Annotated in this window: 28 protein-coding genes; 20 read left to right on the top strand and 8 right to left on the bottom strand. The window is 62.6% G+C overall.

Annotated elements, in window-relative coordinates:
* Positions 1–13: 13 nt before the first annotated feature.
* The 4 genes from G7016_RS03295 (at position 14) to G7016_RS03310 (ending at position 2,400) form a co-directional block, all read left to right on the top strand.
* Positions 14–316, top strand: coding sequence for a hypothetical protein (locus G7016_RS03295; protein ID WP_181111414.1), 303 nt, complete (start codon positions 14–16; stop codon positions 314–316).
* Positions 313–1,182 (top strand): DUF72 domain-containing protein, encoded by an 870-nt coding sequence (locus tag G7016_RS03300; protein ID WP_181111767.1) that lies wholly within the window; start codon positions 313–315, stop codon positions 1,180–1,182. Before G7016_RS03295 ends, G7016_RS03300 begins: the two co-directional genes overlap by 4 nt.
* A 30-nt stretch (positions 1,183–1,212) precedes the next feature.
* Positions 1,213–1,896 carry an extensin-like domain-containing protein gene (locus tag G7016_RS03305; RefSeq protein ID WP_181111415.1) on the top strand — a complete coding sequence of 228 codons (684 nt, stop codon included), beginning with the start codon at positions 1,213–1,215 and terminating at the stop codon, positions 1,894–1,896.
* 99 nt (positions 1,897–1,995) lie between these two features.
* Positions 1,996–2,400, top strand: coding sequence for a hypothetical protein (locus G7016_RS03310; protein ID WP_181111416.1), 405 nt, complete (start codon positions 1,996–1,998; stop codon positions 2,398–2,400).
* Between the two features lie 120 nt (positions 2,401–2,520).
* Here G7016_RS03310 and G7016_RS03315 read toward each other — a convergent pair whose 3' ends face one another.
* Entirely contained in the window at positions 2,521–3,624 is a 1,104-nt protein-coding gene (locus G7016_RS03315; RefSeq protein WP_181111417.1) for an enoyl-CoA hydratase/isomerase family protein, read from the bottom strand.
* 109 nt (positions 3,625–3,733) lie between these two features.
* Here G7016_RS03315 and ung point away from each other — a divergent pair, with 109 nt between their 5' ends.
* Positions 3,734–4,429, top strand: coding sequence for a uracil-DNA glycosylase (gene ung, locus G7016_RS03320; protein WP_181111418.1), 696 nt, complete (start codon positions 3,734–3,736; stop codon positions 4,427–4,429).
* On the opposite strand, the gene G7016_RS03325 is transcribed toward ung, so the two are convergent.
* From G7016_RS03325 to G7016_RS03340, 4 genes are read right to left on the bottom strand one after another with little or no spacing between them, the layout of a single operon-like run.
* Complete coding sequence (locus G7016_RS03325) at positions 4,424–5,464, bottom strand: AbrB family transcriptional regulator (protein WP_181111419.1); 1,041 nt, start codon at positions 5,462–5,464, stop codon at positions 4,424–4,426. The genes ung and G7016_RS03325 overlap by 6 nt on opposite strands.
* A complete protein-coding gene (locus G7016_RS03330) occupies positions 5,457–6,968 on the bottom strand; it encodes a tripartite tricarboxylate transporter permease (protein ID WP_181111420.1) in 1,512 nt (503 codons plus the stop codon). The genes G7016_RS03325 and G7016_RS03330 overlap by 8 nt, the downstream gene beginning before the upstream one ends.
* 1 nt (position 6,969) lies before the next feature.
* Positions 6,970–7,431: a tripartite tricarboxylate transporter TctB family protein gene (locus G7016_RS03335; RefSeq protein WP_181111421.1), complete on the bottom strand. Its 462-nt coding sequence runs from the start codon at positions 7,429–7,431 to the stop codon at positions 6,970–6,972.
* A 43-nt stretch (positions 7,432–7,474) separates the two neighbouring features.
* Entirely contained in the window at positions 7,475–8,455 is a 981-nt protein-coding gene (locus G7016_RS03340; protein ID WP_181111422.1) for a Bug family tripartite tricarboxylate transporter substrate binding protein, read from the bottom strand.
* A 216-nt stretch (positions 8,456–8,671) separates the two neighbouring features.
* On the opposite strand from G7016_RS03340, the gene G7016_RS03345 reads away from it, so the two are divergent.
* Both G7016_RS03345 and G7016_RS03350 read left to right on the top strand, forming a co-directional pair.
* A complete protein-coding gene (locus G7016_RS03345; protein ID WP_181111423.1) occupies positions 8,672–9,343 on the top strand; it encodes a response regulator in 672 nt (223 codons plus the stop codon).
* Positions 9,336–10,730 (top strand): sensor histidine kinase, encoded by a 1,395-nt coding sequence (locus G7016_RS03350; protein WP_181111424.1) that lies wholly within the window; start codon positions 9,336–9,338, stop codon positions 10,728–10,730. The genes G7016_RS03345 and G7016_RS03350 overlap by 8 nt, the downstream gene beginning before the upstream one ends.
* Before the next feature lie 177 nt (positions 10,731–10,907).
* Here the strand turns inward: G7016_RS03350 and G7016_RS03355 are convergent, their stop codons facing one another.
* Together G7016_RS03355 and ygfZ are read right to left on the bottom strand one after the other, a co-directional pair.
* Entirely contained in the window at positions 10,908–11,720 is an 813-nt protein-coding gene (locus tag G7016_RS03355; RefSeq protein WP_181111425.1) for an HDOD domain-containing protein, read from the bottom strand.
* A 54-nt stretch (positions 11,721–11,774) separates the two neighbouring features.
* Entirely contained in the window at positions 11,775–12,719 is a 945-nt protein-coding gene (gene ygfZ, locus G7016_RS03360; RefSeq protein WP_181111426.1) for a CAF17-like 4Fe-4S cluster assembly/insertion protein YgfZ, read from the bottom strand.
* A 139-nt stretch (positions 12,720–12,858) separates the two neighbouring features.
* On the opposite strand from ygfZ, the gene G7016_RS03365 reads away from it, so the two are divergent.
* Positions 12,859–13,113 (top strand): FAD assembly factor SdhE, encoded by a 255-nt coding sequence (locus G7016_RS03365; protein ID WP_181111427.1) that lies wholly within the window; start codon positions 12,859–12,861, stop codon positions 13,111–13,113.
* Positions 13,097–13,564: a protein YgfX gene (locus tag G7016_RS03370; protein ID WP_181111428.1), complete on the top strand. Its 468-nt coding sequence runs from the start codon at positions 13,097–13,099 to the stop codon at positions 13,562–13,564. The genes G7016_RS03365 and G7016_RS03370 overlap by 17 nt, the downstream gene beginning before the upstream one ends.
* Here the strand turns inward: G7016_RS03370 and nadB are convergent.
* Entirely contained in the window at positions 13,561–15,171 is a 1,611-nt protein-coding gene (gene nadB, locus G7016_RS03375; RefSeq protein ID WP_181111429.1) for an L-aspartate oxidase, read from the bottom strand. The genes G7016_RS03370 and nadB overlap by 4 nt on opposite strands.
* Positions 15,172–15,685: 514 nt before the next feature.
* Between nadB and rpoE the strand changes: the two genes are divergently transcribed.
* The 11 genes from rpoE to pdxJ all read left to right on the top strand — a co-directional run bounded on the left by rpoE (position 15,686) and on the right by pdxJ (position 25,918).
* Positions 15,686–16,267, top strand: a complete 582-nt coding sequence (gene rpoE, locus G7016_RS03380; protein WP_003252049.1) for an RNA polymerase sigma factor RpoE — start codon at positions 15,686–15,688, stop codon at positions 16,265–16,267.
* A gap of 31 nt (positions 16,268–16,298) precedes the next feature.
* Complete coding sequence (locus G7016_RS03385; RefSeq protein ID WP_181111430.1) at positions 16,299–16,877, top strand: sigma-E factor negative regulatory protein; 579 nt, start codon at positions 16,299–16,301, stop codon at positions 16,875–16,877.
* 8 nt (positions 16,878–16,885) lie between these two features.
* The gene (locus tag G7016_RS03390) at positions 16,886–17,833 is read left to right on the top strand and encodes a MucB/RseB C-terminal domain-containing protein (protein ID WP_181111431.1); all 948 of its coding nucleotides are present in this window, start codon (positions 16,886–16,888) and stop codon (positions 17,831–17,833) included.
* A gap of 261 nt (positions 17,834–18,094) precedes the next feature.
* Positions 18,095–19,525 (top strand): DegQ family serine endoprotease, encoded by a 1,431-nt coding sequence (locus tag G7016_RS03395; RefSeq protein ID WP_181111768.1) that lies wholly within the window; start codon positions 18,095–18,097, stop codon positions 19,523–19,525.
* A 174-nt stretch (positions 19,526–19,699) separates the two neighbouring features.
* Complete coding sequence (lepA, locus tag G7016_RS03400; protein WP_181111432.1) at positions 19,700–21,496, top strand: translation elongation factor 4; 1,797 nt, start codon at positions 19,700–19,702, stop codon at positions 21,494–21,496.
* A gap of 9 nt (positions 21,497–21,505) precedes the next feature.
* A complete protein-coding gene (gene lepB / locus G7016_RS03405; protein ID WP_181111433.1) occupies positions 21,506–22,363 on the top strand; it encodes a signal peptidase I in 858 nt (285 codons plus the stop codon).
* 66 nt (positions 22,364–22,429) lie between these two features.
* Positions 22,430–22,807, top strand: a complete 378-nt coding sequence (locus tag G7016_RS03410) for a DUF4845 domain-containing protein (protein ID WP_181111434.1) — start codon at positions 22,430–22,432, stop codon at positions 22,805–22,807.
* Positions 22,804–23,496: a ribonuclease III gene (gene rnc, locus G7016_RS03415; RefSeq protein ID WP_181111435.1), complete on the top strand. Its 693-nt coding sequence runs from the start codon at positions 22,804–22,806 to the stop codon at positions 23,494–23,496. Before G7016_RS03410 ends, rnc begins: the two co-directional genes overlap by 4 nt.
* Positions 23,489–24,391 carry a GTPase Era gene (gene era, locus G7016_RS03420; protein ID WP_181111436.1) on the top strand — a complete coding sequence of 301 codons (903 nt, stop codon included), beginning with the start codon at positions 23,489–23,491 and terminating at the stop codon, positions 24,389–24,391. Before rnc ends, era begins: the two co-directional genes overlap by 8 nt.
* Positions 24,392–24,406: 15 nt before the next feature.
* A complete protein-coding gene (recO, locus tag G7016_RS03425) occupies positions 24,407–25,090 on the top strand; it encodes a DNA repair protein RecO (RefSeq protein ID WP_181111437.1) in 684 nt (227 codons plus the stop codon).
* A 75-nt stretch (positions 25,091–25,165) separates the two neighbouring features.
* A complete protein-coding gene (gene pdxJ, locus G7016_RS03430) occupies positions 25,166–25,918 on the top strand; it encodes a pyridoxine 5'-phosphate synthase (RefSeq protein ID WP_181111438.1) in 753 nt (250 codons plus the stop codon).
* Positions 25,919–25,939 lie beyond the last annotated feature (21 nt).

Here is a 25,939-nt window from a genome sequence, read left to right on the forward strand (position 1 = left end):
ATCGAGAACCTGAATGCGCATAGATGGCGTCTCCTCGCGGTCGTACCCGATCAAGCGCAAGCCCGGCAAGGGCTTGGCGCGGGTTGAGGACGTGCCTGAAGAACGGGAAGGCGAGATCGAAGTGATCGAGGCCCGCCCGCGGCCTGCCGCAAGCGGTGGCCGCGGTACGCTCGTGCCGGCCTTCTCCGCGCGCGAGCAGGAAGAACTCTTCCGCGGCGTCAACACCCGCGTGGCTACTGCCTTGGCAAGCTACCTCACCACGGCGAGCTTCGTGGAGTGGGACGGTGAGGTTCTGGGCCTGGACGTTCATATCTGACTTCTGCCGACCTTCCGTATTACCTGGGCTGCCCTTCCTGGAGCGATGCGGCCTGGCGGGGCAGCTTCTACCCTGCCGATACCCAAGCCTCGGACACCCTAGGGCTGTATGCCAGCGCCTTAAATGCCGTGGAAGGCAACACGACCTTTTATGCCTGGCCAGCGGCGTCCACGGTTGCGCGCTGGGCCGAGGAAATGCCCGCCCACTTTCGCTTTACCGCCAAGTTTCCAAGGGACATCAGCCACGGTGGAGAGCTCGCTAGCCAGCTCGAACTGGCGCACCAGTTTCTGCGCTCGCTTGCCCCGCTTGGCGAGCGCGTTTCACCGGTGTGGCTGCAATTGTCAGCCAGCTTCGGGCCTTCCCGCCTCGCAGACCTTGCCCTGTTTATCGAAGGGGTGTCCCGGCCGCTGGCGGTAGAAGTGCGGCACCCCGCATTTTTTTCCAAGGGAAGCGAGGAGCGCGCGCTTAACCGCCTGCTCCGGGATAGCGGCACGGAGCGCATCTGCATGGACACCCGCGCGCTGTTCAGCGTGACGTCCACCGACCCTGGCATTCTTCATGCACAAGCCATGAAGCCACGGGTGCCGCCACGGCCCGCCGCGTTCACCGATCGGCCTCAGGTGCGTTTCGTTGGATTGCCGCGCGTAATTGATAACGAGCCGTTCCTTGACCCTTGGGTGGCCAAGGTAGCCGAATGGATTGAAGAAGGCCGCCGCCCCTATGTGTTCATGCACACCGCCGACAACCGTGAGGCGCACGCCCAGGCGCGACGGTTTCATGAGCGGCTGACTGAACGGCTGCCTGGGTTGCCAGCCCTGCCGCCCGTGCCTGCAGCTGGCGCCCCTACGCAGATGGGCTTGCTGTGAAAGGGCCTGCGCATTCGCGGAGCGCTTAGGATGCGTGGGCTTATCATGTTGTGCGGGTTGGCTGTAGTGGGGTTTGTGCTGTGGTGGGCGTTGCCGCTTCCCCCACGCTGGAACCCCTGGGCGCCTCTGGATGTAAGCGAAGCACCCAATTGGCTCACGCCGTTCAAGCTGCGCCGCCTCCAGGCGGATCCGCAACTGTGCGCGCAGGTGCTTGCCGTGTCTGGCCTGCGCTACCAGCCCCAGGCGGATTCGCCGCCCGGCCAGCGCTGCCCGCTGCGTGAGGTAGTCCGCGTAAGCGGCGGGCCGGTTCGGTTAAGCAGCAGTTTCCTGGCCAGTTGCCCGTTGGCGGTGTCCGCGGCCATGTTCGAACGTCACGGTTTGCAGCCGGCGGCCCAGGCCGTTTATGGCGCGCCAGTGGTCGCCATGGAGCATCTGGGCAGCTTCGCCTGCCGCAACGTATACAACCGCAGCCAAGGCAGGCTCAGCCAGCACGCCAGCGCCAACGCCTTGGACATTGCCGCCTTCCGGTTGGCTGACGGCCGCCGGATCAGTGTGTTGCAGGGCTGGAAGGGCAGTGCCGATGACGCCGAATTTCTTCGGCAGGTGCACCACAATGCCTGTAAGTATTTCAATACCGTGCTTGGCCCCGAATACAACGCAGCCCACCGCAATCACTTTCACGTAGACATGGGCGGATGGGCCGTATGTCGATGAAAGGCAATGTATTTCCGGTTGTTTCCGTCGCCGCACTTGAGTCGTGTTTGTCAGTCTGAGGTTACGCAGACTTCCCCACTGCGGTCCTGGAGGCCGCTCATGTATCGCAAACTATTGCTGATCGCTTCAATGGGAACGCTGCTTGGAGGCTGCGTACCTTACGCCACCGATGGCTATGTACAAACGGACGTCTACACCGTACAGCGCCCTGTTTATGAGGCTCGCCCTTATGCCTATCCCTATGGCTATACCAGCGGCTACTACGTAACCCCGGGGCCCCGCTATTACGCGCCGCCGCCCCAGTACTATCGGCCGCCGCCACCGCCAGCCTGGCGCCCGGGGCCACCGCCTCGGCCTGCGATGGGTTGGCGCGGCGGGCCACCCCCGCAATGGCGCCACGACCGCGGCCCGGACTGGCGTGACCATGGCCGCGGCGGGCCGTATCGCGGGCCGCGTGGCGATCACGGCGGCCGTGGCGGCTGGGACGGGCGGGGTTATCGGTAGAACGCTCTACGCCGGATGGCCGACCAAACGGCGCCCGCTATTATTCGCGAGCTCCGCCTTCGGCTCCGCTTGCTCCCACAGGAGGCTCTAACCCATTGTGAACCCGGGGCTCGGGGTTCATTACAAATCCTTCAAGGGGTGTTCACCTTCCCAGGCGCGGCTGAAGTGGGCGTTCACCACGGCCTCGGGAATGGCAGCCACGTCGGGCCAGTGCCAGTGAGGTGTGTTGTCTTTGTCGACCAGGCGCGCGCGCACCCCTTCGCTGAATTCCGGATGACGGCAGCAGTTGAGGCTGAGGCCGTACTCCATTCGCAGCACGTCCGGTAACGATAGCTGCCGGGCGCGCTTGAGCTGGTGCCAGGCCAGGTGAGCCGTGAGTGGGCAGCCACTGATCAGGTTTTGCGCTGCCTGGGCAAGGTCTGGGTCGGCGTGGTCGCGCCAGCGGGCGATGGCTTTCCACGCCTGCACAGGGCCTGCCACGTCCAACAAGTCATCCACAGCGGCACGTCGCGCCAGCCATTGTGCAGGCGGGCGGGAGGGCAGGGCATCATGTTCGAGCGCGCGCAGGAGGCTGATCAGCTGTACGTCTGCGTTTTCCTGCCAGTTCATTTGCACCAGGCCGTCAATCAGCTCGTCCTGTTGGTCATCGCGCAGCAACCTGTCGGCCAGCCCAAGCTCCAGAGCATCGGTACCGTTCACCTGGGCCCCGGTCAACGCCAGGAACAGGCCCAGCTTGCCCGGGAGGCGGTTATAGAACCAGCCGGCACCCACATCGGGATACAGGCCGATGCTCACCTCCGGCATCGCCAGGCGGCTACCGGGCGTGACGATACGGATCGCGGCGCCTTGCAACAGGCCCATGCCGCCCCCCAATACATAGCCATGCCCCCAGCAAATGACCGGGCGGGTGAACGTATGCAGGCGGTAGTCCAAACGGTATTCAGCTTCGAAGAACCGCGCCGCCAGGTCGGGGACTTCCCCGGGATGAGCGCGACAGGCCTCGACCAGGCTACGCACGTCACCGCCCGCGCAGAACGCTTTCGGGCCATTGCCCCGCAGCAGCACGCAGGCGATGCGGGGGTTGCGCTCCCAGGCGTCGAGCTTCTCCATAAGCGCCTCGATCATCGGTAGCGATAATGCGTTCAAGGACTTCGGGGCGTCGAGGGTAGCAATGCCAATATGGGCACCGTTTGCCCCGATAAGCTCTTCAAAACTCAGATTCATCGAAACCTCTGCTCAGCACTTTGTTGGAATTATGGACCGCAAGGGTCGGTTCGATTGACAACAGAGAAGGTCTTTCCTAGTGTCCCCGGATTGTTCCATGGACTGCCACATGACCACCACTGCCTCTGAAGAAGATCGCATCAAGCTTGAGCCAAGCTGGAAACAGGCGCTCAAGGAAGAGTTCGACCAGCCGTACATGCGGCAGTTGCGCGAGTTCCTGCGCCACGAACTGGCCGCAGGCAAGGAGATTTATCCGCCCGGGCCGCTGATATTCAATGCGCTGAACCTCACCCCGCTGGATCAGGTGAAAGTGGTGATACTGGGCCAGGACCCTTATCACGGCCCCGGCCAGGCTCACGGGCTGTGTTTCTCCGTGCAGCCGGGCGTGCCCGCGCCGCCCTCGCTGGTGAACGTGTTCAAAGAGCTCAAGCGCGACCTTAACCTAGACGTTCCTTCCCATGGCTGCTTGCAGCACTGGGCCGAACAGGGTGTGCTGTTGCTTAACACTACCCTTACGGTCGAACGCGGCATGGCGGCCTCCCATGCCAAGAAGGGCTGGGAGCCGTTCACCGACCGCATCATCGAAACGGTGAGCGAGCGCTGCGAGCACGTGGTGTTTTTGCTGTGGGGCGCCCATGCCCAAAGCAAGAAAAAACTGATCGACCCTACCAAGCACCTGATTCTTACCTCGGTGCACCCGTCGCCGTTGTCAGCGCACCGGGGCTTCATCGGCAATGGGCATTTCAGCAAGACCAATCAGTTCCTCAAGGACCACGATCTGGCCCCGATCGACTGGGCGCTATGAATGGGCGCCGGGCTGCCTGTTCCAGCGGCGGAACAGCGGCTCGGCCAGGAACAGCACAAACAGCAGGCGCATCACTTGCAGCGCGGTCACCAGCGGCACGGACAGTTGCAAGGTTTCGGCGGTAAGGCTCATTTCGGCGATGCCGCCGGGCATCATGCCCAGGGTGAGGGAGCGCAGGTCCAGCGCGGTCGCCAGGCTGAGCAGCCAGGCGGCGAGGCCGGCAATCAGCATCGTCAGCAGTGTGCCTGCCAGCGTACGCCCGAGGAACGAAGGCGCGCGGCGAAAGAACGCCCGGTTGAAGTGACAGCCCAGGCCGCTGCCAATCAGCCATTGGCCGAGCTGGCTGCCACCCGCAGGCAAGCTGCCCTGCAGGCCCATGCCGATACTCAGGGTGGCGGTAACCAGCAGCGGCCCGAACAGCCAGGGGTTGGGCTGGTCAAGCTTTTGCCACACCAGCGCCGCCACAACGCCCAGCCCGCCAATCAACGCAAGCCAGGCCCAGCCCAGCTCACCATTGTGCTGAGGCACCGCACCCTCGCCCAACAGGTACTTGAACACCGCGGGCACCAGCAATACCACCAGCAGTACCCTCAGGCTTTGCCCCGCGGCCACTCGGCCAAGGTTGGCGCCGTTGCGCGCGCCCAGGTTGACCATCTCGCCGGAGCCCCCTGGCATGCTGGAGAAAAACGCGGTAGCCCGGTCTTCACCCGTGCGCAGCAGCAGCCATACGCTTACCAGGCTGGACACGCTGGTCACCAGGGCGCCGACGAGAATCAGCGGCCAGTGCTCGGCCACCTGCTCGAGAATGATCGGGGTGAAATGCAGCCCAATGCCAGTGCCGATGATCCATTGCCCACAGCGGCGCCCATTGGGGATTTCGCGCAACTGCCAGGGGGTAGCGCAGCGCACCAGGATGACGGCCAGCAACGCGCCAGTCATCCAGGGCAACGGCCAGCCCACCTGGCTGGCCAACCAACCGCCTACCAGCCCGGTTACAGCCGTGACCCACCAGGCGGGTGACCTTGCTTCAGGCATTGGCGAGCCGGCGGGCACGTTGACGATTGCGCCAGATGCGGATCAGCGGCAGCACCAGCATGATTGCAGTCAGCACCCAGGTGCCCACGGTGATGGGGCTGCCGGCGAGGATGTGCAGGTCTCCGTTGGAAATGGACAGCGCGCGCCGCAGGTTCTGCTCCATCAGGCCGCCGAGAATGAAGCCCAGCAGCAGCGGAGACAGCGGAAAGTCCAGCTTGCGCAGGATGTAGCCGAAGATGCCGATGCCCACCATCAGGAACAGGTCGAAAGTGGTCGCATGCACCGCATACACACCAATACCGGTGATAATGGCGATCACCGGCACCAGCGCCCAGTTCGGCACCGACAGAATACGCGTGAACACCCGGATCATCGGGATGTTGAGGATCACCAGCATCACGTTGGCGATGAACAACGAAGCGATCAACCCCCACACGATGTCGGGCTGCTGTTCAAACAAAAGCGGGCCCGGGGTGATGTTGTAGAGGCTAAGCGCGCCGATCATCACTGCCGTGGTGCCCGACCCTGGTACGCCCAGGGTAAGCATGGGCACCAACGCCCCACAGGCGGCAGCGCCGATAGCGGTTTCCGGCGCCGCCAGCCCGCGCAGGTCGCCCTTGCCGAATTTCCCGGTAGGCCCGGCCATGCGTTTTTCCGTCATGTAGGCCACAGCGCTGGCCAGGGTGGCGCCGGCGCCAGGCAGTACACCCATGATGAAGCCCAGCAGGCCGCAACGAACGTTCACCATCCATACCGCAACGGCTTCCTTGAGGTTGAACATCATGCGCCCGGTGGCTTGCGCGGCTTGATGGCCGTGGTGGGTTTTTTCGAGCAGCAGGAGAATCTCGGACACCGAGAACAGCCCCAGCACCAGCACCACGAATTGAATGCCGTCAGCCAGATGCACACTGTCGCCCGTGAAGCGGTACACCCCGCTGTTCGCGTCGATGCCGATAGTGGACAGGAACAGGCCGATCAACGCTGCGATGAACGTCTTCAGCGGCCGGTTGCCCGCCATGCCGCCCAGGCACACGATGGCGAACACCATCAGCACGAAGTATTCCGCAGGCCCGAAGGCGATCGCCCATTTGGCCAGCAGGGGCGCGAACATCACCATGCCGCAGGTGGCGATCAGGGCGCCGATGAAGGAGCTCCAGGCCGACAGCGACAGTGCCACACCGGCCATGCCCTGACGGGCGAGGGGGTAGCCATCCAGCGTGGTCATCACGGTGGACGCCTCGCCCGGAATGTTCAGCAGGATGGAGCTGATACGCCCACCGTATTCGCAGCCCAGGTACACCGCCGCGCACAGAATGAGCGCGGATTCAGGCGGCAAGCCGAGCGCGAAGGCGATGGGGATGAGCAGCGCTACGCCGTTGATCGGGCCTAGCCCTGGCAACAGGCCGACCACGGTACCGATCAAGGTGCCGATCAACGCGGTGATCAGGTTGTACGGTGACAGGGCAACACCAAAGCCTTGCCCGAGGTAGCCGAGAGTGTCCATGTCAGTTCTCCAGTACGTCGAGCAACCCCATGGGCAGCGGGACGTCCATCACGCGGTCGAACAGGATGTAGAGGCCGATGCTGGCGATCGGAATAACCACCAGCGCGGGTATCCAGCGCCCGCCGTACAGCCGCGCCATGGGCAGGCCGATCAGCATGGCGCTGAGGATGAAGCCCAGCGGTTCGAACAGGCCGGCGAACAACAGCAGCAGGCCGATGCAGGCGCCGATCTTCAGCAGGCTGTGGCGGTCAAGGCTGGGCTCGTCCTCGGTATGAACGATGGGAGTAGGGCGCAGCAGCATGTACAGCAAGGCGATGCCCATCAATGCCAACAGCAGCAAAGGGTAGGCACGGGGGCCGACGGGCTCGTAGGAAAAAGCTGCCTGGTAGGGCCAGGCCATGACCGCCAGCACCGCGCACATCGCCAGCAGTGCCGCGGCGAACAGCCGTTGCAGTGTTTTCATGGTTGTTCTCCGAGGCGCCCGCGAGGCCGCGGGCGCCATGAGGTCACTGGATGAGCCCGAATTCCTTGGCGAGGGTCTTGTAGTCCGCCACCTGTTTCTTCACGTAGGCATCCAGTTCCGGGCCGGTAAGGGCGAAGGGGAACAGTTCACGCTGGTCGCGCAGCTTGGCGAACTCATCGGTGGCCAACATCTTGTCGAACGTGGTCTTCCACCAGGCGTAGTCCTCGTCGCTCACCTTTGGCCCTACATAGAAGCCACGTACCACGGGCCATTGGATGTCGTAGCCTTGCTCTTTGGCGGTAGGGATGTCCTTCATCGCCGGCTCGTCCAGGCGTTTGTCGGAGAACACCGCGAGGATGCGCATGTTGCCGGCCTCGATGTGGGGCATGGAGTCAGAGATGTCCGTGCTGCCCACCTGGATGTGGCCGCCCATCAGGGCCGTGGCGATTTCGCCGCCTCCCTCGAGCGCCACATAGCGCAGCTCCTTGGGGTTGATGCCCGCCGCCTTGGCGATCAGGGCGGTTTGCATCCAGTCCTGGCTACCCACGGTGCCGCCAGAGCCGATCACCACCTTGCTGGGGTCGGCCTTCAGGGCTTGCACCAGGTCATCGAGGTTTTTGTAAGGGGAGTCACTCTTCACTGCGATAGCGCCGTAGCTGGTGCCCACCGCGGCCAGCCAGCGAACAGCGTTCTCGTCGAACCTGCCGAACTTGCCTTGGGCCAGGTTGAGCAGCGAGCCGCTCGACCAGGCCACAAGGGTGCCGCCATCGGCGGGCCGCTGAGCTACTACGGCGTTATAGGCTACCGCACCCACGCCGCCGGGCATGTACGTGACGCGCATGGGCTTTTCCAGCAGCTTCTGGTTGAGCAGGGCGCTTTGTACGAGTTTGCAGGTGAGGTCGAAGCCGCCACCGGGCGAGGCCGGAGCGATGCATTCAGGGCGTTTGGGTTCGGCCGCGAGGGCAGAGGTGGTAAGCGCCAGGCAGGTGACGGCCAGCGCGAGGGGGCGCAGTATCGCGTTCATGGTGACTCCACTTTTGTTGTTTTTGTTTGGCGGCTTCGGACTGTCGCAGGTGACGAGTCAGTACCGGCCATCACTGAGCCTAGAATGCGAAACTTTCACCAGGCTTTCAGCGAAACATGCCGCTTGAAAAATCGGACCGTTCCCGTTGCAAGGATCGCCAACAGGCCGGGAATGGGGGACACTCCCCAGCCGCGTGGCGCTGAACAAGGGGGAACGATGCGCATTTTGCTGGTTGAAGATCACGTGCAGCTGTCGCAAAGCATTGCCCAGGCCTTGAAAGCCGCCGGCCTTACGGTCGACGTACTGCACGACGGCGTCGCGGCCGACCTTGCCCTGGCCAGTGAAGACTACGCCATGGCCATACTTGACGTGGGCCTGCCCCGGATGGACGGTTTCGAAGTACTCGCCCGCCTGCGCGACCGCGGCCGCAACCTGCCTGTGCTGATGCTCACCGCACGCAGTGACGTCAAAGACCGGGTGCATGGCCTTAACCTGGGCGCGGACGACTACCTGGCCAAGCCCTTCGAGCTCACTGAACTCGAAGCCCGGGTAAAGGCCCTGCTGCGCCGCACCCTGCTGGGCGGCGAGCGGCAGCAACGTTGCGGGGCGCTGGTGTACGACCTGGAAGCCCGCCGTTTCAGCATAGGCGAAGTGCCGCTGGTGCTCACGTCCCGCGAACAATCGGTGCTCGAAGCCTTGATCGCCCGGCCTGGCCGGGTGATGAGCAAGGAACAGCTGGCCGCCCAGGTATTTGGCCTGGACGAAGACGCCAGCGCCGAAGCCATCGAGATCTACATTCACCGCTTGCGCAAGAAGCTCGATGGCCAAGGCGCGGCCATCGTGACCTTCCGCGGCCTGGGTTACCTGCTCGAGGGGCGTGATGCCTAAGCCGGCCAGCCTGCGCTGGCGCCTGCTCGGTAACCTGGCCAGCTTGCTGATACTGCTGATGCTGGCCAGCGGGCTGAGTGCCTACTGGAACGGCCGCATGGCTGCCGACACCGCTTACGACCGTACCCTGTTGGCCTCGGCGCGAACCATTTCGGCCGGGCTGTTCGAGCAGGACGGCCGCCTCAGCCTCGATGTGCCCTACGTCGCCCTGGATACGTTCGCCTATGACAGTGCCGGGCGGATCTACTATCAGGTCAACGGCATCGACGGCCAGTTGATCTCGGGCTACGAGAACCTTCCCTCGGCGCCGCCGGGCACGCCTCGCACGGATGCCTATCCGGCCTTGGCCAAATTCTATAACGGCAGCTACCGCGGGCAGGATGTGCGGGTGGTGAGCCTGCTCAAGGCGGTGAGCGAGCCCAGCATGAACGGCATGGCCGAGATACGGGTGGCGGAAACCGACGATGCCCGGGTGAACATGGCCCGCGACCTGATGACCGATACGCTGTTGCGGCTGGGTATGTTGGGTGGGGGGGCATTGCTGCTGGTATGGATTACCGTGAGCGGGGCGTTAAGGCCACTGGAACGGCTGCGGCGCGCGGTGGAGGAACGCAGGTCTGACGACCTGCGGCCGTTGCCCCATGACGAGGTGCAACGCGAACTGCTGCCGCTGGTGCAATCAATCGACCACTTTACCGAGCGCCTGCGCTTGCAGTTCGAGCGCCAGAGCCAGTTCATCGCTGATGCTGCCCATGAGCTGCGCACGCCGCTGGCCGCTTTGAAGGCCAGGGTAGAGCTGAGCCTGCGCAGCAGCGATCCTGCAGAGCTGAAAACCGCGCTGGCGGACGGCCGGGACGGTATCGACCGGTTGACCCATCTCGCCAATCAGCTGTTGTCACTGGCCCGCATCGAGAACGGCGCCCAGGCCATCGCGGAGGGCGGGGCGCAGCAGATCGACCTTTCACAGCTGGCGCGGGAGCTCGGCATGGCCATGGCGCCCCTGGCCTATGGGCAGGGGATCGAGCTGGCACTGGAGGCCGAGCAGCCGGTGTATGTGCGGGGTGAGCCTACGTTGCTCAGCGAGCTGTTGAGCAACCTGCTCGACAACGCACTGGCGCACAGCCCCAAAGGTGGCGGCGTGGTGCTGCGGGTGCTGCCCGAGGGCGTGCTGGAAGTGGAAGACGAAGGGCCGGGCATTCCCGAAGATGCCCGCGAACGGGTGTTCCAACGGTTCTACCGGGGCAGCCAGCAAGGTACCGGCCTGGGCTTGGCCATTGTGGGTGAAATCTGCCGGGCGCACCGGGCCAGCATCTCCCTGCATGACGGCGCCCATGGCGGGCTTAAGGTACGGGTGGCGTTTCCCGAGCACGAATCGCAGGCCCTGTAGAGGGGCCTTTAACCCTGTGGGAAGCAACTGTCTTGAGCGGTTTCCTTAGGCCCTATTCGCGAGCTACGCCTGCGGCTTCGCTTGCTCCTACAATAGCCTCAAAACCCTGTAGATCCTGTGGGAAGAGGCGGGGCCGGCCATCCGGCGAAAGCTCGCGAACAAGGGCTTTGCCCAAGGTCAGGCCAGCATCACCCGCGCGTCTTCCAGTTCGCTGCCCAGCAGCGGCGGGTCTAGGCGGTCCATGCCCAGCCGTTCATAAGAAGGGAGTTTGCTGATGGACGGGCGCCTGTCGATTGGTGTGTTCAGCAGCGAGGCGATCTGCACTACATCTGAATAGTCCGCCGCGGCCTGCTCGCGCTGGTAATCCAGATAAAGCAGCGGCACGTCCGATAGCGCCCGCGGGAAATCCCAGGATTTGAGAATCCGCGCGCCGATCACCGGGTGAATCTTTTCAATCACATGATTCAGGCACACCGGGTCGCTGAGCAGCTCGTTATGCTCCTCGGCGTAGGTGAGTATCGGCAATACGCCGATCAGGTGAACCATGCCGGCCAGTGCGCCCTGGTCAGGCTTGAGGTGTGCCTGGCGACGGCAAAGTTCGTAGCCAATCCCTGCCACTTCCACGCTGGTTGCCCAGATCTCTCGAAGCTTGGCTTCCACCACGGGCAGCCGCGCATTGAAGATCTGCTCGATCACCAGGCCTATTGCCAGGTTGCAGGTGTAGTTCACGCCCAGGCGAGTGATAGCCGATTGCAGGCTAGTGACTTCCACCTGGCTGCGCAGCAAGGGGCTGTTGACCACCTTGATCAAGCGCGCGCTCAGGGCCGGGTCCCGGCCAACCACGCGGCTCAGCTCGCTTACGCTCACCTCGCTGTCTTCGGCCGCCTGACGGATCTCCAGGGCGACTTCCGGCAGCGTCGGCAGCATCAGGTCGTCCCGGTCGATGGCGACCAGCAAATCTTCTTGAACCGCTTGGGCCAGCTTGCTCATGAGGCCTCTCGGCATGCAAAGGTGAAGCGCGGGCGGAAAGGTCCGCCGACCAGGCTACCGTTGTATCTCGCGGTCGCGGTCCAGTTCGTACGGAAGCTCAAGCACCGTGAGGCGCGCGCCCTGTGCATCGCCGAGGTGAATTTCGCCTTGTTCGGCGGCATCGCCTTGCAGCACCGCGAGCAGTTCCACACCTGTGCCCGCCGGCGCGGCCAGCACTACCTCGCCAACGGCGCTGGAGTGGACGGGAGAAAACAGGGGTGTGCCGGGCGCGGGAATTTCGCCTTCGGCCAGCGCCAGGCGGTATTGGCGGCGCTTGAGCTTGCCCAGGTACTGCATGCGGGCGACGATTTCCTGCCCGGTGTAGCAGCCTTTCTTGAAGCTCACACCGCCCACGGCCTGCAGGTTGAGCATTTGCGGGATGAACATCTCATGGGTGGGGCCAAATACCTGCCCTATGCCGGCGCGTACCTGGCCGAGCAACCAGGCCTCGAGCGGCCCTTCGGGTAGCGCGGCGGCCAGGCTGGCGCGCAACGCCTCGGCCTGGCTTGCTGGCACCCAGGCTTCAGCCCTGCCCGGTGAAACGCGAATGAACAGCGCGTCACCCTGACGGGCCACCGCATGAGTTTCTTCAGGCAGGTTGACACCCAGCTGTTCCAGCGCGTTCGCGTTGGCTTCCTGGATACCGAAGCGTAGCCATTCGCTGGAGGCGTCGGAAAGGGTTGCCTTGGAAAACACGGCGTATTTCTTCAGATCGGCCAGCTGCAGGTCGACCAGTTCGCGCGCCATTGCCAACAGGCAGCCGTCGCCCTCCAGCACAATGCGGAAACTCGACTGCATGCGGCCCTTGGGCGTACAACGCGCGCCCAAGCTGCTGGTGTGGGGGTTGAGGTAGTTGAGGTTGCACGTCAGCTGGCCTTGCAGGAACTTGCCGGCATCCGAGCCACGAACCGCAAGAACGCCCTCATGGTTGAGCGCGCAGAAAAAGGCAGAATCGGACATGGGTCACTTTGCTGAACCTGAATGCGCTCATGATAGTGCCCCGCGCGGAAAATAAACAGGCGCCACATCCGCTCATACCCGCAAGGTGCCCCGCGATAGCCTGGCCTGTATACTGCCGGCCTTTCCCCAGGAGGCCCCCATGGTCGCGGATATCGAACTCAATCGCCTGTACTGGCACAGCCGCCGTGGCATGCTGGAGCTGGACGTACTGCTCGTACCCTTCGTGAAGGAGGTATACCCCACGCTGAACGACGTCGACCGCGCGGTCTATGTGCGTCTGCTTGCCTGTGAAGATCAAGACATGTTCGGCTGGTTCATGGAGCGTAGCGAATCCGAGGATCCAGAGCTTCAACGCATGGTTCGGATGATCCTGGACCGTGTTCAGCCGAAATGATCGGTTCGAATGCCGCTGGCGGCCTTCCCGGCGGCTATTCCAGGTGTACTGTGCGGTAGCGTCGCTGGCGTTGTGCTCAGCCATGGTGCTGCAGGTACCAGCATCGGTTCGCTTCCTATTACTGATCAGTGTGGTTGCGCATGCTGCCTGGGTGCTCCCTCGGCATGTACTGCTGAGCTCGCCCGCCGCGGTTACCGCCATACGCAGAACGCCTGAAGGGTGGGCGATGCTCAGCCGCCGTGCTGGCTGGCATCCCGTACAGCTTCTGCGTGACAGCGTGGCATTACCGGCCCTGGTGGTGGTGCGCTATCGCCAGCCAGGCCAATGGTTCGCCCGCGCCGCCTGCATTCCCGCTGATGCACTAGGTGCCGAAACCCATCGGCGATTGCGCCTTCGGTTACGTTTGAGCCGCAACCGCTTTGCGCCGCCGTCCGCCGTTCGTCAGCCTTAAGTTGCAGCGGGGTCCAGTACCGTATCCCTCGCCTCGGCCAGCAGCTCCGGATAATCCAGCGTGTAGTGCAGCCCACGGGATTCCTTGCGTTGCATGGCTGACCTGATCATCAGCTCGGCCACCTGGGCCAGGTTCCTCAGCTCGATCAGGTCGCGGCTTACGCGGTAGTTGCTGTAGAACTCATCTATTTCATCGAGCAGCAGCCGCACGCGGTGCTGGGCGCGCTGCAGGCGCTTGGTGGTGCGCACAATGCCCACGTAGTCCCACATGAACCGGCGCAGCTCATCCCAGTTGTGGGCGATCACCACGTCTTCGTCCGAATCGGTTACCTGCGTGGCATCCCAGGTGGGCAGTGCCTCCGGCGCCGGAACCGTTTCGAGCAGGGACTGGATATGCTGCGCCGCCGAGCGGCCGTAGACGAAGCATTCCAGCAGCGAATTGCTCGCCATACGGTTGGCCCCATGCAGCCCGGTAAAGGTGGTTTCGCCGATGGCATAAAGGCCGGGTACATCGGTACGGCCGTGGCTGTCGATCATTACGCCACCGCAGGTGTAATGCGCCGCAGGTACCACCGGGATGGCTTCTTTGGTGATGTCGATGCCAAAGGCCAGGCAGCGCTCATAAACAGTGGGGAAGTGCGTGCGCACGAACTCGGCGGGTTTGTGGCTGATGTCCAGGTATACGCAGTCGGCGCCCAGCCGCTTCATCTCGTGGTCGATGGCGCGGGCCACGATATCGCGCGGGGCCAGTTCTTCCCGAGGATCGAAGCGGGGCATGAAGCGCTCGCCGTTCGGCAGCTTGAGTACCGCCCCCTCGCCACGCAGCGCCTCGGTCACCAGAAAGCTCTTGGCCTGGGGGTGATACAGGCAGGTAGGGTGGAACTGGTTGAACTCCAGGTTCGCGACCCGGCAGCCAGCTCGCCAGGCCATGGCAATCCCGTCGCCGCAGGCGCCGTCCGGGTTGCTGGTGTACAGGTACACTTTGGCGGCGCCGCCCGTGGCCAGCACGGTGAAGCGAGCTGCGAACGTATCGACCTCGCCTGTTTTACGGTCCAGCACATAGGCGCCCAGGCAACGGTCGCCATCGCGCCCCAGGCGCCGTTCGGTGATCAGGTCCACGGCCACGCGCTGCTGTAGCAGTTCAATGTTGGGGCGTTGCCGGGCCTGGGCCAGCAGCGTATTGAAGATCGCCGCGCCGGTGGCATCGGCTGCGTGGATGATGCGGCGGTGGCTATGGCCACCTTCCCGGGTAAGGTGGAATTCGAACTGGCCGTCCTCCGCCGAAGCGGTATCGTCCCGCGTAAACGGCACACCCTGGTCGATCAGCCACTGGATCGCTTCGCGGCTGTGCTCCACCGTAAAACGCACCGCCGCTTCGTCACACAGCCCACCACCGGCGTCCAGCGTGTCGCGCACATGGGAGTCCACCGTGTCGGCATCGTCCAGAACGGCAGCCACGCCGCCCTGCGCCCAATACGTAGAGCCGTTGGACAATTCCCCTTTGCTTAACACAGCAATGCGTAAATGCGCGGGCAAGGTGAGCGCAAGGCTCAAGCCAGCCGCGCCGCTGCCGATGACTAGTACGTCATGTTGCAAATGCTGACTCATGTGACGAAGTGTCTCCTGCGGCTGCGGCGGCCGCTTTCTTGTTGGCTGGGCGTGCGATTTTGCCGTTGAGAAGGACCGACGGAGGTGATCCAGACTCAGATATGGCAAAATGGAACCATCGAGCGCAGCGGTGGGCCGGTATTTATACCAGCGCCGCTCAAGCAGGGCCACGCCAATGTCCCGGAGGGCGTATGCTGCTATGGACCTTGCACCCTTTTTTGTAGGAAATTGGCTATCCGGTAATGGGAACTTTCCTATTTGGGGCACAATCCATAGGTGGTTGCCAAACTACAGGGTACGCCGGAGCACCACCTTCGCGTGGCTGTTTCGTCAGTGGCCGGATGTCCGATTGTCTACGCAGCAGGCAAGCGCCTGGTGCGTTTTTTCCTGTACCCGAATTTACGGGCAGGAAACTTGCGTGGAGGGGAGAACTTTTGCACAAAGCCCGAGTCTATGGTTGCAAGCCTGAACGATGGCTCTTGCAGCGCTCCTTGGAGCACAACGAGGAGTGTTCATGCTAACCCAGGAAGAAGATCAACAGCTGGTCGAGCGCGTTCAGCGCGGCGACAGGCGAGCGTTCGATCTGCTGGTGCTCAAGTACCAGCACAAGATTCTCGGGCTGATCGTGCGCTTTGTGCACGACACCCACGAAGCACAGGACGTGGCCCAGGAGGCCTTCATCAAGGCGTACCGGGCCTTGGGCAATTTCCGCGGAGACAGCGCCTTTTATACATGGCTGTACCGCATCGCCATCAACACGGCGAAAAATTATCTGGTGTCCCGAGGACGACGGCCGCCGGATAGCGATGTCAGCTCCGAAGACGCTGAGTTCTACGATGGCGATCATGGCCTCAAAGACCTCGAATCGCCGGAACGCTCGCTGTTAAGGGATGAGATCGAGGGCACCGTCCACCGGACCATCCAGCAATTGCCGGAAGACCTGCGCACGGCATTGACCCTGCGTGAGTTCGATGGTCTGAGTTATGAAGACATTGCAAGTGTAATGCAGTGTCCGGTGGGTACCGTGAGGTCTCGGATATTCCGTGCTCGCGAAGCCATAGATAAAGCCCTGCAGCCGTTGCTGCAGGAAACCTGAGACAGCGGCGACAGCCAAGAGAGGAACCGCAATGAGTCGTGAAGCCCTGCAGGAATCGCTGTCCGCGGTGATGGATAACGAAGCGGACGAACTTGAATTACGCCGTGTATTGAGCGCTGTGGAAGACAGCGAAGCACGTGCTACCTGGTCGCGTTATCAGGTCGCCCGGGCAGCCATGCACAAGGAACTGCTCAATCCACGCCTGGACCTGGCCTCGGCGGTGTCTGCTGCACTGGCCGACGAAGCGGTACCTGCACGCTCCACGCCTCGCCCATGGCGCAGCCTGGGTCGCCTTGCAGTAGCGGCCTCGGTCACGCTTGCAGTGCTGGCGGGTGTACGTCTGTACAACCAGAACGAAATCGCCGGTGCCCAAGTGGCCCAGCAAGCGCCACAGCCTGCCTTGGTAGCGCCACAAGCCCAGGGTCCAGCCGTGCTGGCCGGTTACACCGAGAGCAGCGAAGCTGTAAAGGCTCCGGCCCTGGAGAATCAGGCCGGCTGGCAGGATGAAAAGCTGCCTGGCTATGTACGCCAGCACGCTCAGGATTCTGCAGGCAAGGGTACTGAAGGCGCATTGCCGTACGCCCGCTCGGCGAGCATGGAAAACCGCTAAGGAGGAACATGCGCGTCCTCCCACTGGCCACACTGTTGTGCGGCAGTTGGTTTTCCCTTCCGGCGTTGGCCGCCGCTGACGCCTCACAATGGCTCGATCGCGTAGATCGGGCCGAGCAGCAACGCAGCTTTCAAGGCACTTTCGTCTACGAGCGCAGCGGCAGCTTTTCCACTCATGCGATCTGGCACCGGGCTACCGGTGGCCACGTTGTCGAGCGGGTTTTTCAACTCGATGGCCTGGTGCAGGAAGCTGTCCGCGCAGACGGGCGCCAGCGCTGCGCCAGCATGGCCTCCGAAGCTGTATCGAACGGCCCTGTCGCCAGCACCCGCACCTATGATGCTCTCAAGCTCATGTCCTGGTACGACATCAAGGTTGCCGGGGATTCTCGCGTAGCCGGTCGCCCGGCTGTGGTCATTACCGTTACCCCCAAAGACCGCGACCGATATGCCCTGGAATTGCACCTGGATCGTGATACCGGTTTGCCTGTCAAATGGTTGCTTCTGGGCGCAAGCGGGCAGTTGCTTGAGCGCCTGCAGTACACCCGTTTCGTCACGGATGTTCCTTCGGATAACGATCTGAAGCCCACCGCAGATTGTCACCCGCTACCGGTGGAAGCCGCAGCGGCGGCAACCGGCGCTGTGCCTTGGCGCGCCGAATGGGCCCCGGCGGGGTTCGAACGGATTGACGCCTCACACTATCAAAGCCCCGAAGGTACCCCGGTAGACCGCATGCTGTTCGACGACGGCCTGGCGCGTTTCTCGGTGTTTATCGAGCCTGCCAGCTCGCCTCGGGCTACGGATGGGCGCACCCAGTTGGGCCCGACCGCAGCGGTGTCGCGCCGTATTGCCAGTGACCGGGGCGATGTGATGGTGACCGTAGTGGGTGAAATTCCCATGGGTACGGCTGAGCGTGTGGCGCTTTCGATGCGTGCCCAGGCCGAGGATAAGAAGCCCTGAACATAAGCGTGCAGGCGGCTCCTTGCCCCCGCGCACGCCCTGAAGTGTGATGAAATCCGGTTCATGTATAAAAATGCAACATGAAAGATCTGCCGATGTTATTGCAAAGCGACCCGGTTTTTCTTATAGGTCGTTGCCACCATGTGCGGCTGGTCGAGGAGTTGCGCTCAAGCGCACCGGCCGGTCGTGATGTATCGCCCTCTGGGGCCAGCTTTGCCCCTTCGCTTAACCATGCTCGTAATGTACGGGAGCCGTATGTCCATACCACGCTTGAAATCCTGCCTTTCGCTGTTCGCGGCGGTACTGATGCTGGGGCAGGTCGTTACCGCCCACGCCGAAGCGCTGCCCGATTTCACAACCCTGGTGGAGCAGGCCTCCCCGGCGGTGGTCAACATCAGCACCACGCAGAAGTTGCCCGACCGCGGCGTGGCCGACAGCCAGATGCCTGACCTTCAGGGCCTGCCGCCGATGTTCCGTGAGTTCTTCGAGCGCAACATGCCACGCAACAACCCGCGCGCCCCGCGGGGCGATCGCCAGCGCGAAGCGCAATCCCTGGGTTCGGGCTTCATCATTTCGCCTGACGGGTATGTGATGACCAACAATCACGTGATCGCCGACGCCGACGAGATCGTGGTGCGGCTGTCCGACCGCAGCGAGCTGAAGGCCAAGCTGGTAGGCACCGACACCCGTACTGACGTGGCCTTGCTCAAGATCGACGGCAAGAACCTGCCCACGGTGAAGCTCGGCGACTCGGACAAGCTAAAGGTAGGTGAGTGGGTACTGGCCATCGGTTCGCCGTTCGGCTTCGACCATTCCGTTACCAAAGGCATCGTGAGCGCCAAGGGCCGCACGCTGCCGAACGACTCCTATGTGCCCTTTATCCAGACCGACGTTGCCATCAACCCCGGTAACTCCGGCGGGCCGCTGTTCAACATGAACGGTGAAGTGGTGGGGATCAACTCGCAGATCTTCACCCGCTCCGGTGGCTTCATGGGCCTGTCGTTCGCGATCCCGATCGACGTTGCCCTGGATGTTTCCAATCAGCTGAAGAAAGACGGCAAAGTCAGCCGCGGCTGGCTGGGTGTGGTTATCCAGGAAGTGAACAAGGACCTGGCCGAGTCGTTCGGCCTTGATAAGCCGGCCGGTGCGCTGGTTGCCCAGGTGATGCAGGACGGTCCTGCCGCCAAGGGTGGCTTGCAGGTGGGTGATGTGATCCTGAGCATGAATGGCCAACCGATCATCATGTCGGCAGACCTGCCGCATCTGGTCGGCGGGCTGAAAGCGGGTGCCAAGGCCTCGCTGGAGATCATTCGCGACGGCAAGCGGCAGAACCTGGACCTTACCGTGGGCGCGCTACCCGAGGATGAGGACATGGAGACGGCCACCGACGCCGACGGCCAGCCCGAGCGCAGCAGCAACCGCCTGGGCGTGGCTGTTGCAGACCTCACCGACGAGCAGAAAAAAGCCGCCGACCTCAAGGGTGGCGTGTTGATCAAGGACGTGCAGGACGGCCCTGCGGCCATGATCGGCCTGCAGCCTGGCGATGTGATCACTCACCTGAACAACCAGGCGATCACCTCCGCCAAGCAGTTCACTGACGTAGCCAAGGGCTTGCCAAAGAACCGCTCGGTGTCCATGCGCGTCCTGCGCCAAGGCCGTGCGAGCTTCATTACCTTCAAGCTGGCCGAGTAATGGGTTGAGATGTTCGCGGGCTTTGCCCGCTCCTGCAGGGCTCTCCCCCCAGGGGAGCCCTGGCCCGCGAACATGCCAACCATCGAAGGTTGCCTCATAGGCCACGGCATCAGGTACAATGCCCGGCTATTTTTTGTCGGGCGTCCGGCCCAAGGCCTTTTTGAGTGCTGATCCGTGAGTGATTTGAGTCATATCCGCAATTTCTCCATCATCGCCCACATCGACCACGGCAAGTCGACCCTGGCCGATCGGTTCATCCAGATGTGCGGCGGCCTCGCCGATCGCGAGATGGAAGCGCAGGTCCTCGATTCGATGGACCTGGAGCGTGAGCGCGGCATCACCATCAAGGCCCACAGTGTCACCCTTCACTACAAAGCGAAGGATGGTAAAACCTACCAGCTCAATTTCATCGATACCCCCGGTCACGTCGACTTCACCTATGAAGTCAGCCGCTCCCTTGCCGCCTGCGAAGGCGCATTGCTGGTAGTGGATGCCGGCCAGGGTGTCGAGGCGCAATCCGTTGCCAACTGCTACACCGCCATCGAGCAGGGCCTGGAAGTAATGCCCGTGCTCAACAAGATGGACCTTCCCCAGGCCGATCCGGACCGGGTGAAGGACGAGATCGAGAAAATCATCGGCATCGACGCCACTGATGCCGTGGCCTGCAGTGCCAAGAGCGGCATGGGCGTGGACGAAGTGCTCGAGCGCCTGGTGCAAACCATTCCGGCGCCCGAGGGCAATATCGAGGCGCCGTTGCAGGCCCTGATCATCGACTCCTGGTTCGACAACTACCTGGGTGTGGTATCGCTGGTGCGGGTACGTCACGGCCGGGTGAAGAAGGGCGACAAGATCCTCGTCAAGTCCACGGGTAAAACCCACTTGGTGGACAGCGTGGGCGTATTCACCCCCAAGCACACCCCAACGGCGGACCTCAAGGCCGGCGAAGTGGGCTTCATCATCGGCAGCATCAAGGACATTCATGGCGCGCCCGTGGGTGACACCCTTACCCTTTCTACCACGCCGGACGTGGAAGTGCTCCCCGGGTTCAAGCGGATCCAGCCTCAGGTTTACGCCGGGCTGTTCCCGACCACCTCGGACGATTTCGAGGACTTCCGCGAAGCCCTGCAAAAGCTGACCCTCAACGATTCGTCGCTGCAATACCAGCCCGAAAGTTCCGACGCCCTGGGCTTCGGCTTCCGTTGCGGGTTCCTCGGCATGCTGCACATGGAGATCATCCAGGAGCGCCTGGAGCGCGAATACGACCTGGACCTGATCACCACTGCGCCGAGCGTTATCTACGAAGTGAAGATGAAGACCGGCGAGACGATCTACATCGACAACCCGTCCAAGCTTCCAGATGTGTCGTCGGTGGAAGATTTCCGCGAGCCGATCGTCGAAGCCACCATTCTTGTGCCTCAGGAGCACTTGGGTAACGTCATCACGCTGTGCATCGAAAAACGCGGCGTGCAGCGTGACATGCAGTTCCTCGGTAGCCAGGTGCAGGTGCGGTACGACCTGCCTATGAACGAGGTGGTGCTGGACTTCTTCGACCGCCTCAAGTCCACCAGCCGCGGCTATGCATCGCTCGATTACCACTTCGCTCGTTACCAGTCGGCCAACCTGGTGAAGCTCGATGTGTTGATCAACGGCGACAAGGTCGATGCGCTGGCACTGATCGTTCACCGCGACAACGCCCACTACAAGGGCCGCGCGCTGACCGAAAAAATGAAAGAGCTGATCCCTCGGCAGATGTTCGACGTCGCGATCCAGGCAGCCATTGGCGGCCAGATCATTGCCCGAACCACCGTCAAGGCGCTCCGGAAAAACGTTCTGGCCAAGTGCTACGGTGGTGACGTGAGCCGTAAGCGCAAGCTGCTTGAAAAGCAGAAGGCCGGTAAAAAGCGTATGAAACAGGTCGGTAATGTGGAAATTCCACAAGAAGCCTTCCTCGCCGTGCTCAGGTTGGAATAATCAGGTCCTATGTCTCTTAACTTCCCGCTGTTGTTGGTTATCCTCGTGGCCGTGTGTGGCCTGCTGGGTCTGCTCGACCTCGTTATCTACGCACCGCGGCGGCGCACTGCCATTGCGAATTACCAGGGCAGCGTGGCTCAACCCGAGCCCGCCGTGCTGGATCAACTGAACAAGGAGCCGCTGCTGATCGAGTACGGCAAGTCCTTCTTCCCGGTGCTGTTCATCGTGCTGGTGCTGCGTTCGTTCCTGGTCGAGCCCTTCCAGATCCCCTCGGGGTCGATGAAGCCTACGCTGGAAGTGGGCGATTTCATTCTGGTGAACAAGTTCTCGTATGGCATTCGCCTGCCCGTGCTGGACACCAAGGTGATCCCGATCGGCGATCCGCAACGCGGCGATGTGATGGTGTTCCGCTACCCAAGCGATCCTTCCGTCAATTACATCAAGCGCGTGATCGGCGTGCCGGGCGACACCATCCGCTACACGTCGGACAAGCACCTCTATGTCAACGACGCTCTGGTGGACGAACAGATGGTGGGCACCACCTTCGACCCGCACCTGGGCGAAGTTGGGGTATACAAAGAGCGCATCGGCGACGTGGAGCACTTGATCCATCAGCAGATGGCGACCTACCGCATGCTCCCCGGCGGGCAGTGGACTGTACCGGCCGATCACTACTTCATGATGGGCGATAACCGGGACAACTCCAACGACAGCCGTTACTGGGACGATCCGCGTATTCCCAAGGACCTCCTTGGCATGGTTCCTGACCACAATATCGTCGGCAAGGCCTTCGCGGTCTGGATGAGCTGGCCGGAACCGAAGATGCGCCACCTGCCCACGCTGGATCGGGTCGGCCTCATCAAGTAACCCCTGGGGAGAAAGCTGCCAGGCGCCTGGCAGCCTTTCCGGGCAATCGTCGGGCGAGGGTCTAGCATGAATGCATTACGCTCCCAGCAGGGGCTATCGTTGGTTGGCGGCCTGGTGCTGCTGGTAGCGGTGAGCCTTGTGACCATCGCTGGCCTGCGAGTAGGCCCGCATTACATGGATTACTGGGCCATCAGGAAAGCGATGGACAAGGCTGCCAGCGATCCGACAGTGAAGGTCGGGGACGCCGACGAATATTTCGACTATGTGGGCCGCAGTTTGCAGGTCAATAACATCCGGGATCTGGATTTGAAAAGAGCGTTGAACATCACTGAACAGCAGGGCGGGCTTCTTGCCCGGTTGGCTTACGAGCGGCGCGAGCACCTGCTGGGCAACATCGACCTGGTAGTGAGTTTCGATCATCAAGCCAGCGTGCGTGTGCCGTGAGCCAGTCGCCTCTCAATCGTCTCGAGCGCCAGCTCGGCTACACCTTCAAGAACAAGGATCTGATGCTGCTGGCGCTGACGCACCGCAGTTTCGCGGGTCGCAACAATGAACGCCTCGAGTTCCTGGGGGACGCGATCCTCAATTTCGTGGCCGGCGAATCCCTCTACGACCGCTTCCCCCAGGCCCGGGAAGGCCAGCTGTCCCGCCTGCGCGCCCGCCTCGTCAAGGGCGAAACCCTGGCGGTGCTGGCCCGGGGTTTCGACCTGGGCGAATACCTGCGGCTGGGCTCGGGTGAGCTCAAAAGCGGTGGCTTCCGCCGTGAATCCATACTGGCTGATGCTCTGGAGGCGTTGATCGGGGCCATCTACCTGGATGCCGACATGGACACCGCACGCGAGCGCGTGCTGGCCTGGCTTACGAACGAGTTCGAAAGCCTTACCCTGGTCGACACCAACAAGGACCCGAAAACCCGGCTGCAGGAATTTTTGCAGTCCCGTGCCTGTGAATTGCCTCGATACGAAGTGGTCGACATTCAGGGTGAACCGCATTGCCGTACCTTCTTCGTGGAATGCGAAGTGGCTTTGCTCAATGAAAAAAGCCGGGGTCAGGGCGTCAGTCGGCGTATCGCCGAACAGGTCGCCGCCGCGGCTGCCCTGATCGCACTCGGCGTGGAGAATGGCAATGACTGATATTCCGGCAACCCGTTGCGGCTACGTGGCCATCGTCGGCCGGCCCAACGTCGGCAAATCCACGCTGATCAACCATATTCTCGGGCAAAAGCTGGCGATCACCTCGCGCAAGCCGCAAACCACGCGGCACACCATGCTGGGTATCAAGACCGAAGGCCATGTGCAGGCGATTTATGTCGACACCCCCGGCATGCACAAGGATAACGACAAGGCGCTTAACCGCTACATGAACAAAACCGCCTCCGCCGCCCTCAAGGACGTGGACGTGGTGATCTTTGTAGTGGACCGTACCCGCTGGACCGACGAGGATCAGATGGTCCTCGAGCGCGTGCAGTACGTCGAAGGCCCGGTGATCCTGGCGATCAACAAGACCGACCGGCTGGAAGACAAGGCCGCGCTCATTCCGCATCTGGAATGGCTGCAAAAGCAGCTGCCCAAGGCCGAAGTGGTACCGATCTCGGCGCAGCAGGGCCATAACCTCGACACCCTCGAGGCGCTGATCGGCAATTACCTGCCTGAGAACGACCATTTCTTCCCCGAAGACCAGATCACCGATCGCAGCAGCCGCTTCCTCGCCGCTGAACTGGTACGCGAGAAGATCATGCGCCAGCTGGGCGCCGAGCTTCCCTACCAGATCACCGTCGAGATCGAAGAATTCAAGCAGCAAGGCGCTACCTTGCACATCCATGCCTTGATCCTGGTAGAGCGTGACGGCCAGAAGAAGATCATCATCGGGGACAAGGGCGAGCGCATCAAACGCATCGGCATGGAAGCGCGCAAGGACATGGAGCAGATGTTCGACGCCAAGGTGATGCTCAACCTGTGGGTGAAAGTGAAGGGCGGTTGGTCCGATGACGAACGCGCACTGCGCTCCCTTGGCTACGGCGACGTCTGACCTGCGCGCACGCCCATGAGCGGCACGCTGCCGCAGCCGGCCTACGTACTGCACGCCCGGCCGTACAGGGAAACCAGCGCGTTAGTGGACTTCCTCACACCGGGCGGGCGGCTGCGTGGCGTATTGCGCGGCGCCAGGGGCAAGGCGGGCAGCCTGGCCCGGCCCTTCGTACCGCTTGTGGTGGAGTTTCGTGGCAAGGGCGAGCTGCGCAGCGTAGGGCGGCTCGAAGGCGCCGGCACCAGCCCATGGCTTGTAGGCGAAGCGCTGTTCAGCGGCTTGTACCTGAACGAGCTGTTGGTACGCCTGCTGCCCTTCGAAGCCCCACATCCGGCGCTCTACGACCACTACGGCCTTACGCTCGAGGCACTGGCGCAGGGGCGCCCGCTTGAGCCGCTGCTGCGGGCTTTCGAATGGCGTTTGCTGGACGAACTGGGCTATGCCTTTGCGCTGGATACCGACAGCAACGGTAGCCCGGTGGTGAGCGACGGGCTGTATCGGCTAAGTGTGGACGAAGGCCTGGAGCGGGTGTTCAGTTTTGCCCCAGGGTTATTCCACGGCGCGGACCTTCTGGCCATGGCCACGGCAGACTGGAGCGCCGCGGGTGCGTTGCTGGCGGCCAAGCGCCTCATGCGCCAGGCGCTGGCCGCCCATCTCGGCGGCAAACCGCTGATGAGCCGGGAACTGTTCCGCCGGCCGTAAGGCCCTTGCTATTCGCTTCCTACAACACCCCGCCGCCACGTATCCTTGGCTGATCTACTGCCAGGGAGCTTTTCCGTGACCACCAGCAACCGCATTCTTCTGGGCGTGAACATCGATCACGTCGCCACACTGCGCCAGGCGCGGGGCACGCGCTACCCGGACCCGGTCAAGGCTGCGCTCGATGCCGAGCAGGCAGGCGCCGATGGCATTACCGTGCACCTGCGCGAAGACCGCCGGCACATTCAGGAGCGCGACGTATTGCTGCTGAAGGAGGTGCTGCAAACCCGCATGAACTTCGAGATGGGTGTGACCGAGGCCATGCTCGAATTCGCGGAAAAGCTGCAACCTGCCCATGTGTGTCTGGTGCCTGAAACCCGTCAGGAGCTCACCACTGAAGGTGGCCTGGACGTGGCGGGTCAGGAAGCCCGGATCAAGGCGGCGGTAGATCGGCTCAGCGCGGTGGGGAGTGAAGTGTCCCTGTTCATCGATGCCGACCCGGCGCAGATCGAAGCCTCTGCCAGGGTAGGGGCACCGGCAATCGAGTTGCACACCGGGCGCTATGCCGATGCCCATACGCCGGAAGAAGCCGCTATTGAATTACAACGTATTGCCGACGGGGTCGCCCAAGGCCGGAACCTTGGCCTGATCGTGAATGCCGGCCATGGCCTGCACTACCACAATGTGGAGCCTATCGCGGCCATCTGCGGCATCAACGAGCTGAACATCGGCCATGCCCTGGTTGCACACGCCTTGTTCGTGGGTTTCCCGGCTGCGGTCGCGGAGATGAAAGCGCTGATCGTGGACGCTGCGGAGCGTGCCCGCTGCTGATCCCTGAAAGGAGCGCCGCGC

Source organism: Pseudomonas japonica (assembly GCF_013522925.1).
GTDB lineage: Bacteria > Pseudomonadota > Gammaproteobacteria > Pseudomonadales > Pseudomonadaceae > Aquipseudomonas > Aquipseudomonas japonica_A.

Excerpts from the sequence above, each read along its gene's own strand:
- G7016_RS03295 (WP_181111414.1), top strand. The coding sequence starts at position 14 with ATGCGCATAGATGGCGTCTCCTCGCGGTCGTACCCGATCAAGCGCAAG.
- G7016_RS03305 (WP_181111415.1), top strand. The coding sequence starts at position 1,213 with ATGCGTGGGCTTATCATGTTGTGCGGGTTGGCTGTAGTGGGGTTTGTG.
- G7016_RS03310 (WP_181111416.1), top strand. The coding sequence starts at position 1,996 with ATGTATCGCAAACTATTGCTGATCGCTTCAATGGGAACGCTGCTTGGA.
- G7016_RS03315 (WP_181111417.1), bottom strand. The coding sequence starts at position 3,624 with ATGAATCTGAGTTTTGAAGAGCTTATCGGGGCAAACGGTGCCCATATT.
- ung (WP_181111418.1), top strand. The coding sequence starts at position 3,734 with ATGACCACCACTGCCTCTGAAGAAGATCGCATCAAGCTTGAGCCAAGC.
- G7016_RS03325 (WP_181111419.1), bottom strand. The coding sequence starts at position 5,464 with ATGCCTGAAGCAAGGTCACCCGCCTGGTGGGTCACGGCTGTAACCGGG.
- G7016_RS03330 (WP_181111420.1), bottom strand. The coding sequence starts at position 6,968 with ATGGACACTCTCGGCTACCTCGGGCAAGGCTTTGGTGTTGCCCTGTCA.
- G7016_RS03335 (WP_181111421.1), bottom strand. The coding sequence starts at position 7,431 with ATGAAAACACTGCAACGGCTGTTCGCCGCGGCACTGCTGGCGATGTGC.
- G7016_RS03340 (WP_181111422.1), bottom strand. The coding sequence starts at position 8,455 with ATGAACGCGATACTGCGCCCCCTCGCGCTGGCCGTCACCTGCCTGGCG.
- G7016_RS03345 (WP_181111423.1), top strand. The coding sequence starts at position 8,672 with ATGCGCATTTTGCTGGTTGAAGATCACGTGCAGCTGTCGCAAAGCATT.
- G7016_RS03350 (WP_181111424.1), top strand. The coding sequence starts at position 9,336 with ATGCCTAAGCCGGCCAGCCTGCGCTGGCGCCTGCTCGGTAACCTGGCC.
- G7016_RS03355 (WP_181111425.1), bottom strand. The coding sequence starts at position 11,720 with ATGAGCAAGCTGGCCCAAGCGGTTCAAGAAGATTTGCTGGTCGCCATC.
- ygfZ (WP_181111426.1), bottom strand. The coding sequence starts at position 12,719 with ATGTCCGATTCTGCCTTTTTCTGCGCGCTCAACCATGAGGGCGTTCTT.
- G7016_RS03365 (WP_181111427.1), top strand. The coding sequence starts at position 12,859 with ATGGTCGCGGATATCGAACTCAATCGCCTGTACTGGCACAGCCGCCGT.
- nadB (WP_181111429.1), bottom strand. The coding sequence starts at position 15,171 with ATGAGTCAGCATTTGCAACATGACGTACTAGTCATCGGCAGCGGCGCG.
- rpoE (WP_003252049.1), top strand. The coding sequence starts at position 15,686 with ATGCTAACCCAGGAAGAAGATCAACAGCTGGTCGAGCGCGTTCAGCGC.
- G7016_RS03385 (WP_181111430.1), top strand. The coding sequence starts at position 16,299 with ATGAGTCGTGAAGCCCTGCAGGAATCGCTGTCCGCGGTGATGGATAAC.
- G7016_RS03390 (WP_181111431.1), top strand. The coding sequence starts at position 16,886 with ATGCGCGTCCTCCCACTGGCCACACTGTTGTGCGGCAGTTGGTTTTCC.
- lepB (WP_181111433.1), top strand. The coding sequence starts at position 21,506 with ATGTCTCTTAACTTCCCGCTGTTGTTGGTTATCCTCGTGGCCGTGTGT.
- G7016_RS03410 (WP_181111434.1), top strand. The coding sequence starts at position 22,430 with ATGAATGCATTACGCTCCCAGCAGGGGCTATCGTTGGTTGGCGGCCTG.
- era (WP_181111436.1), top strand. The coding sequence starts at position 23,489 with ATGACTGATATTCCGGCAACCCGTTGCGGCTACGTGGCCATCGTCGGC.
- recO (WP_181111437.1), top strand. The coding sequence starts at position 24,407 with ATGAGCGGCACGCTGCCGCAGCCGGCCTACGTACTGCACGCCCGGCCG.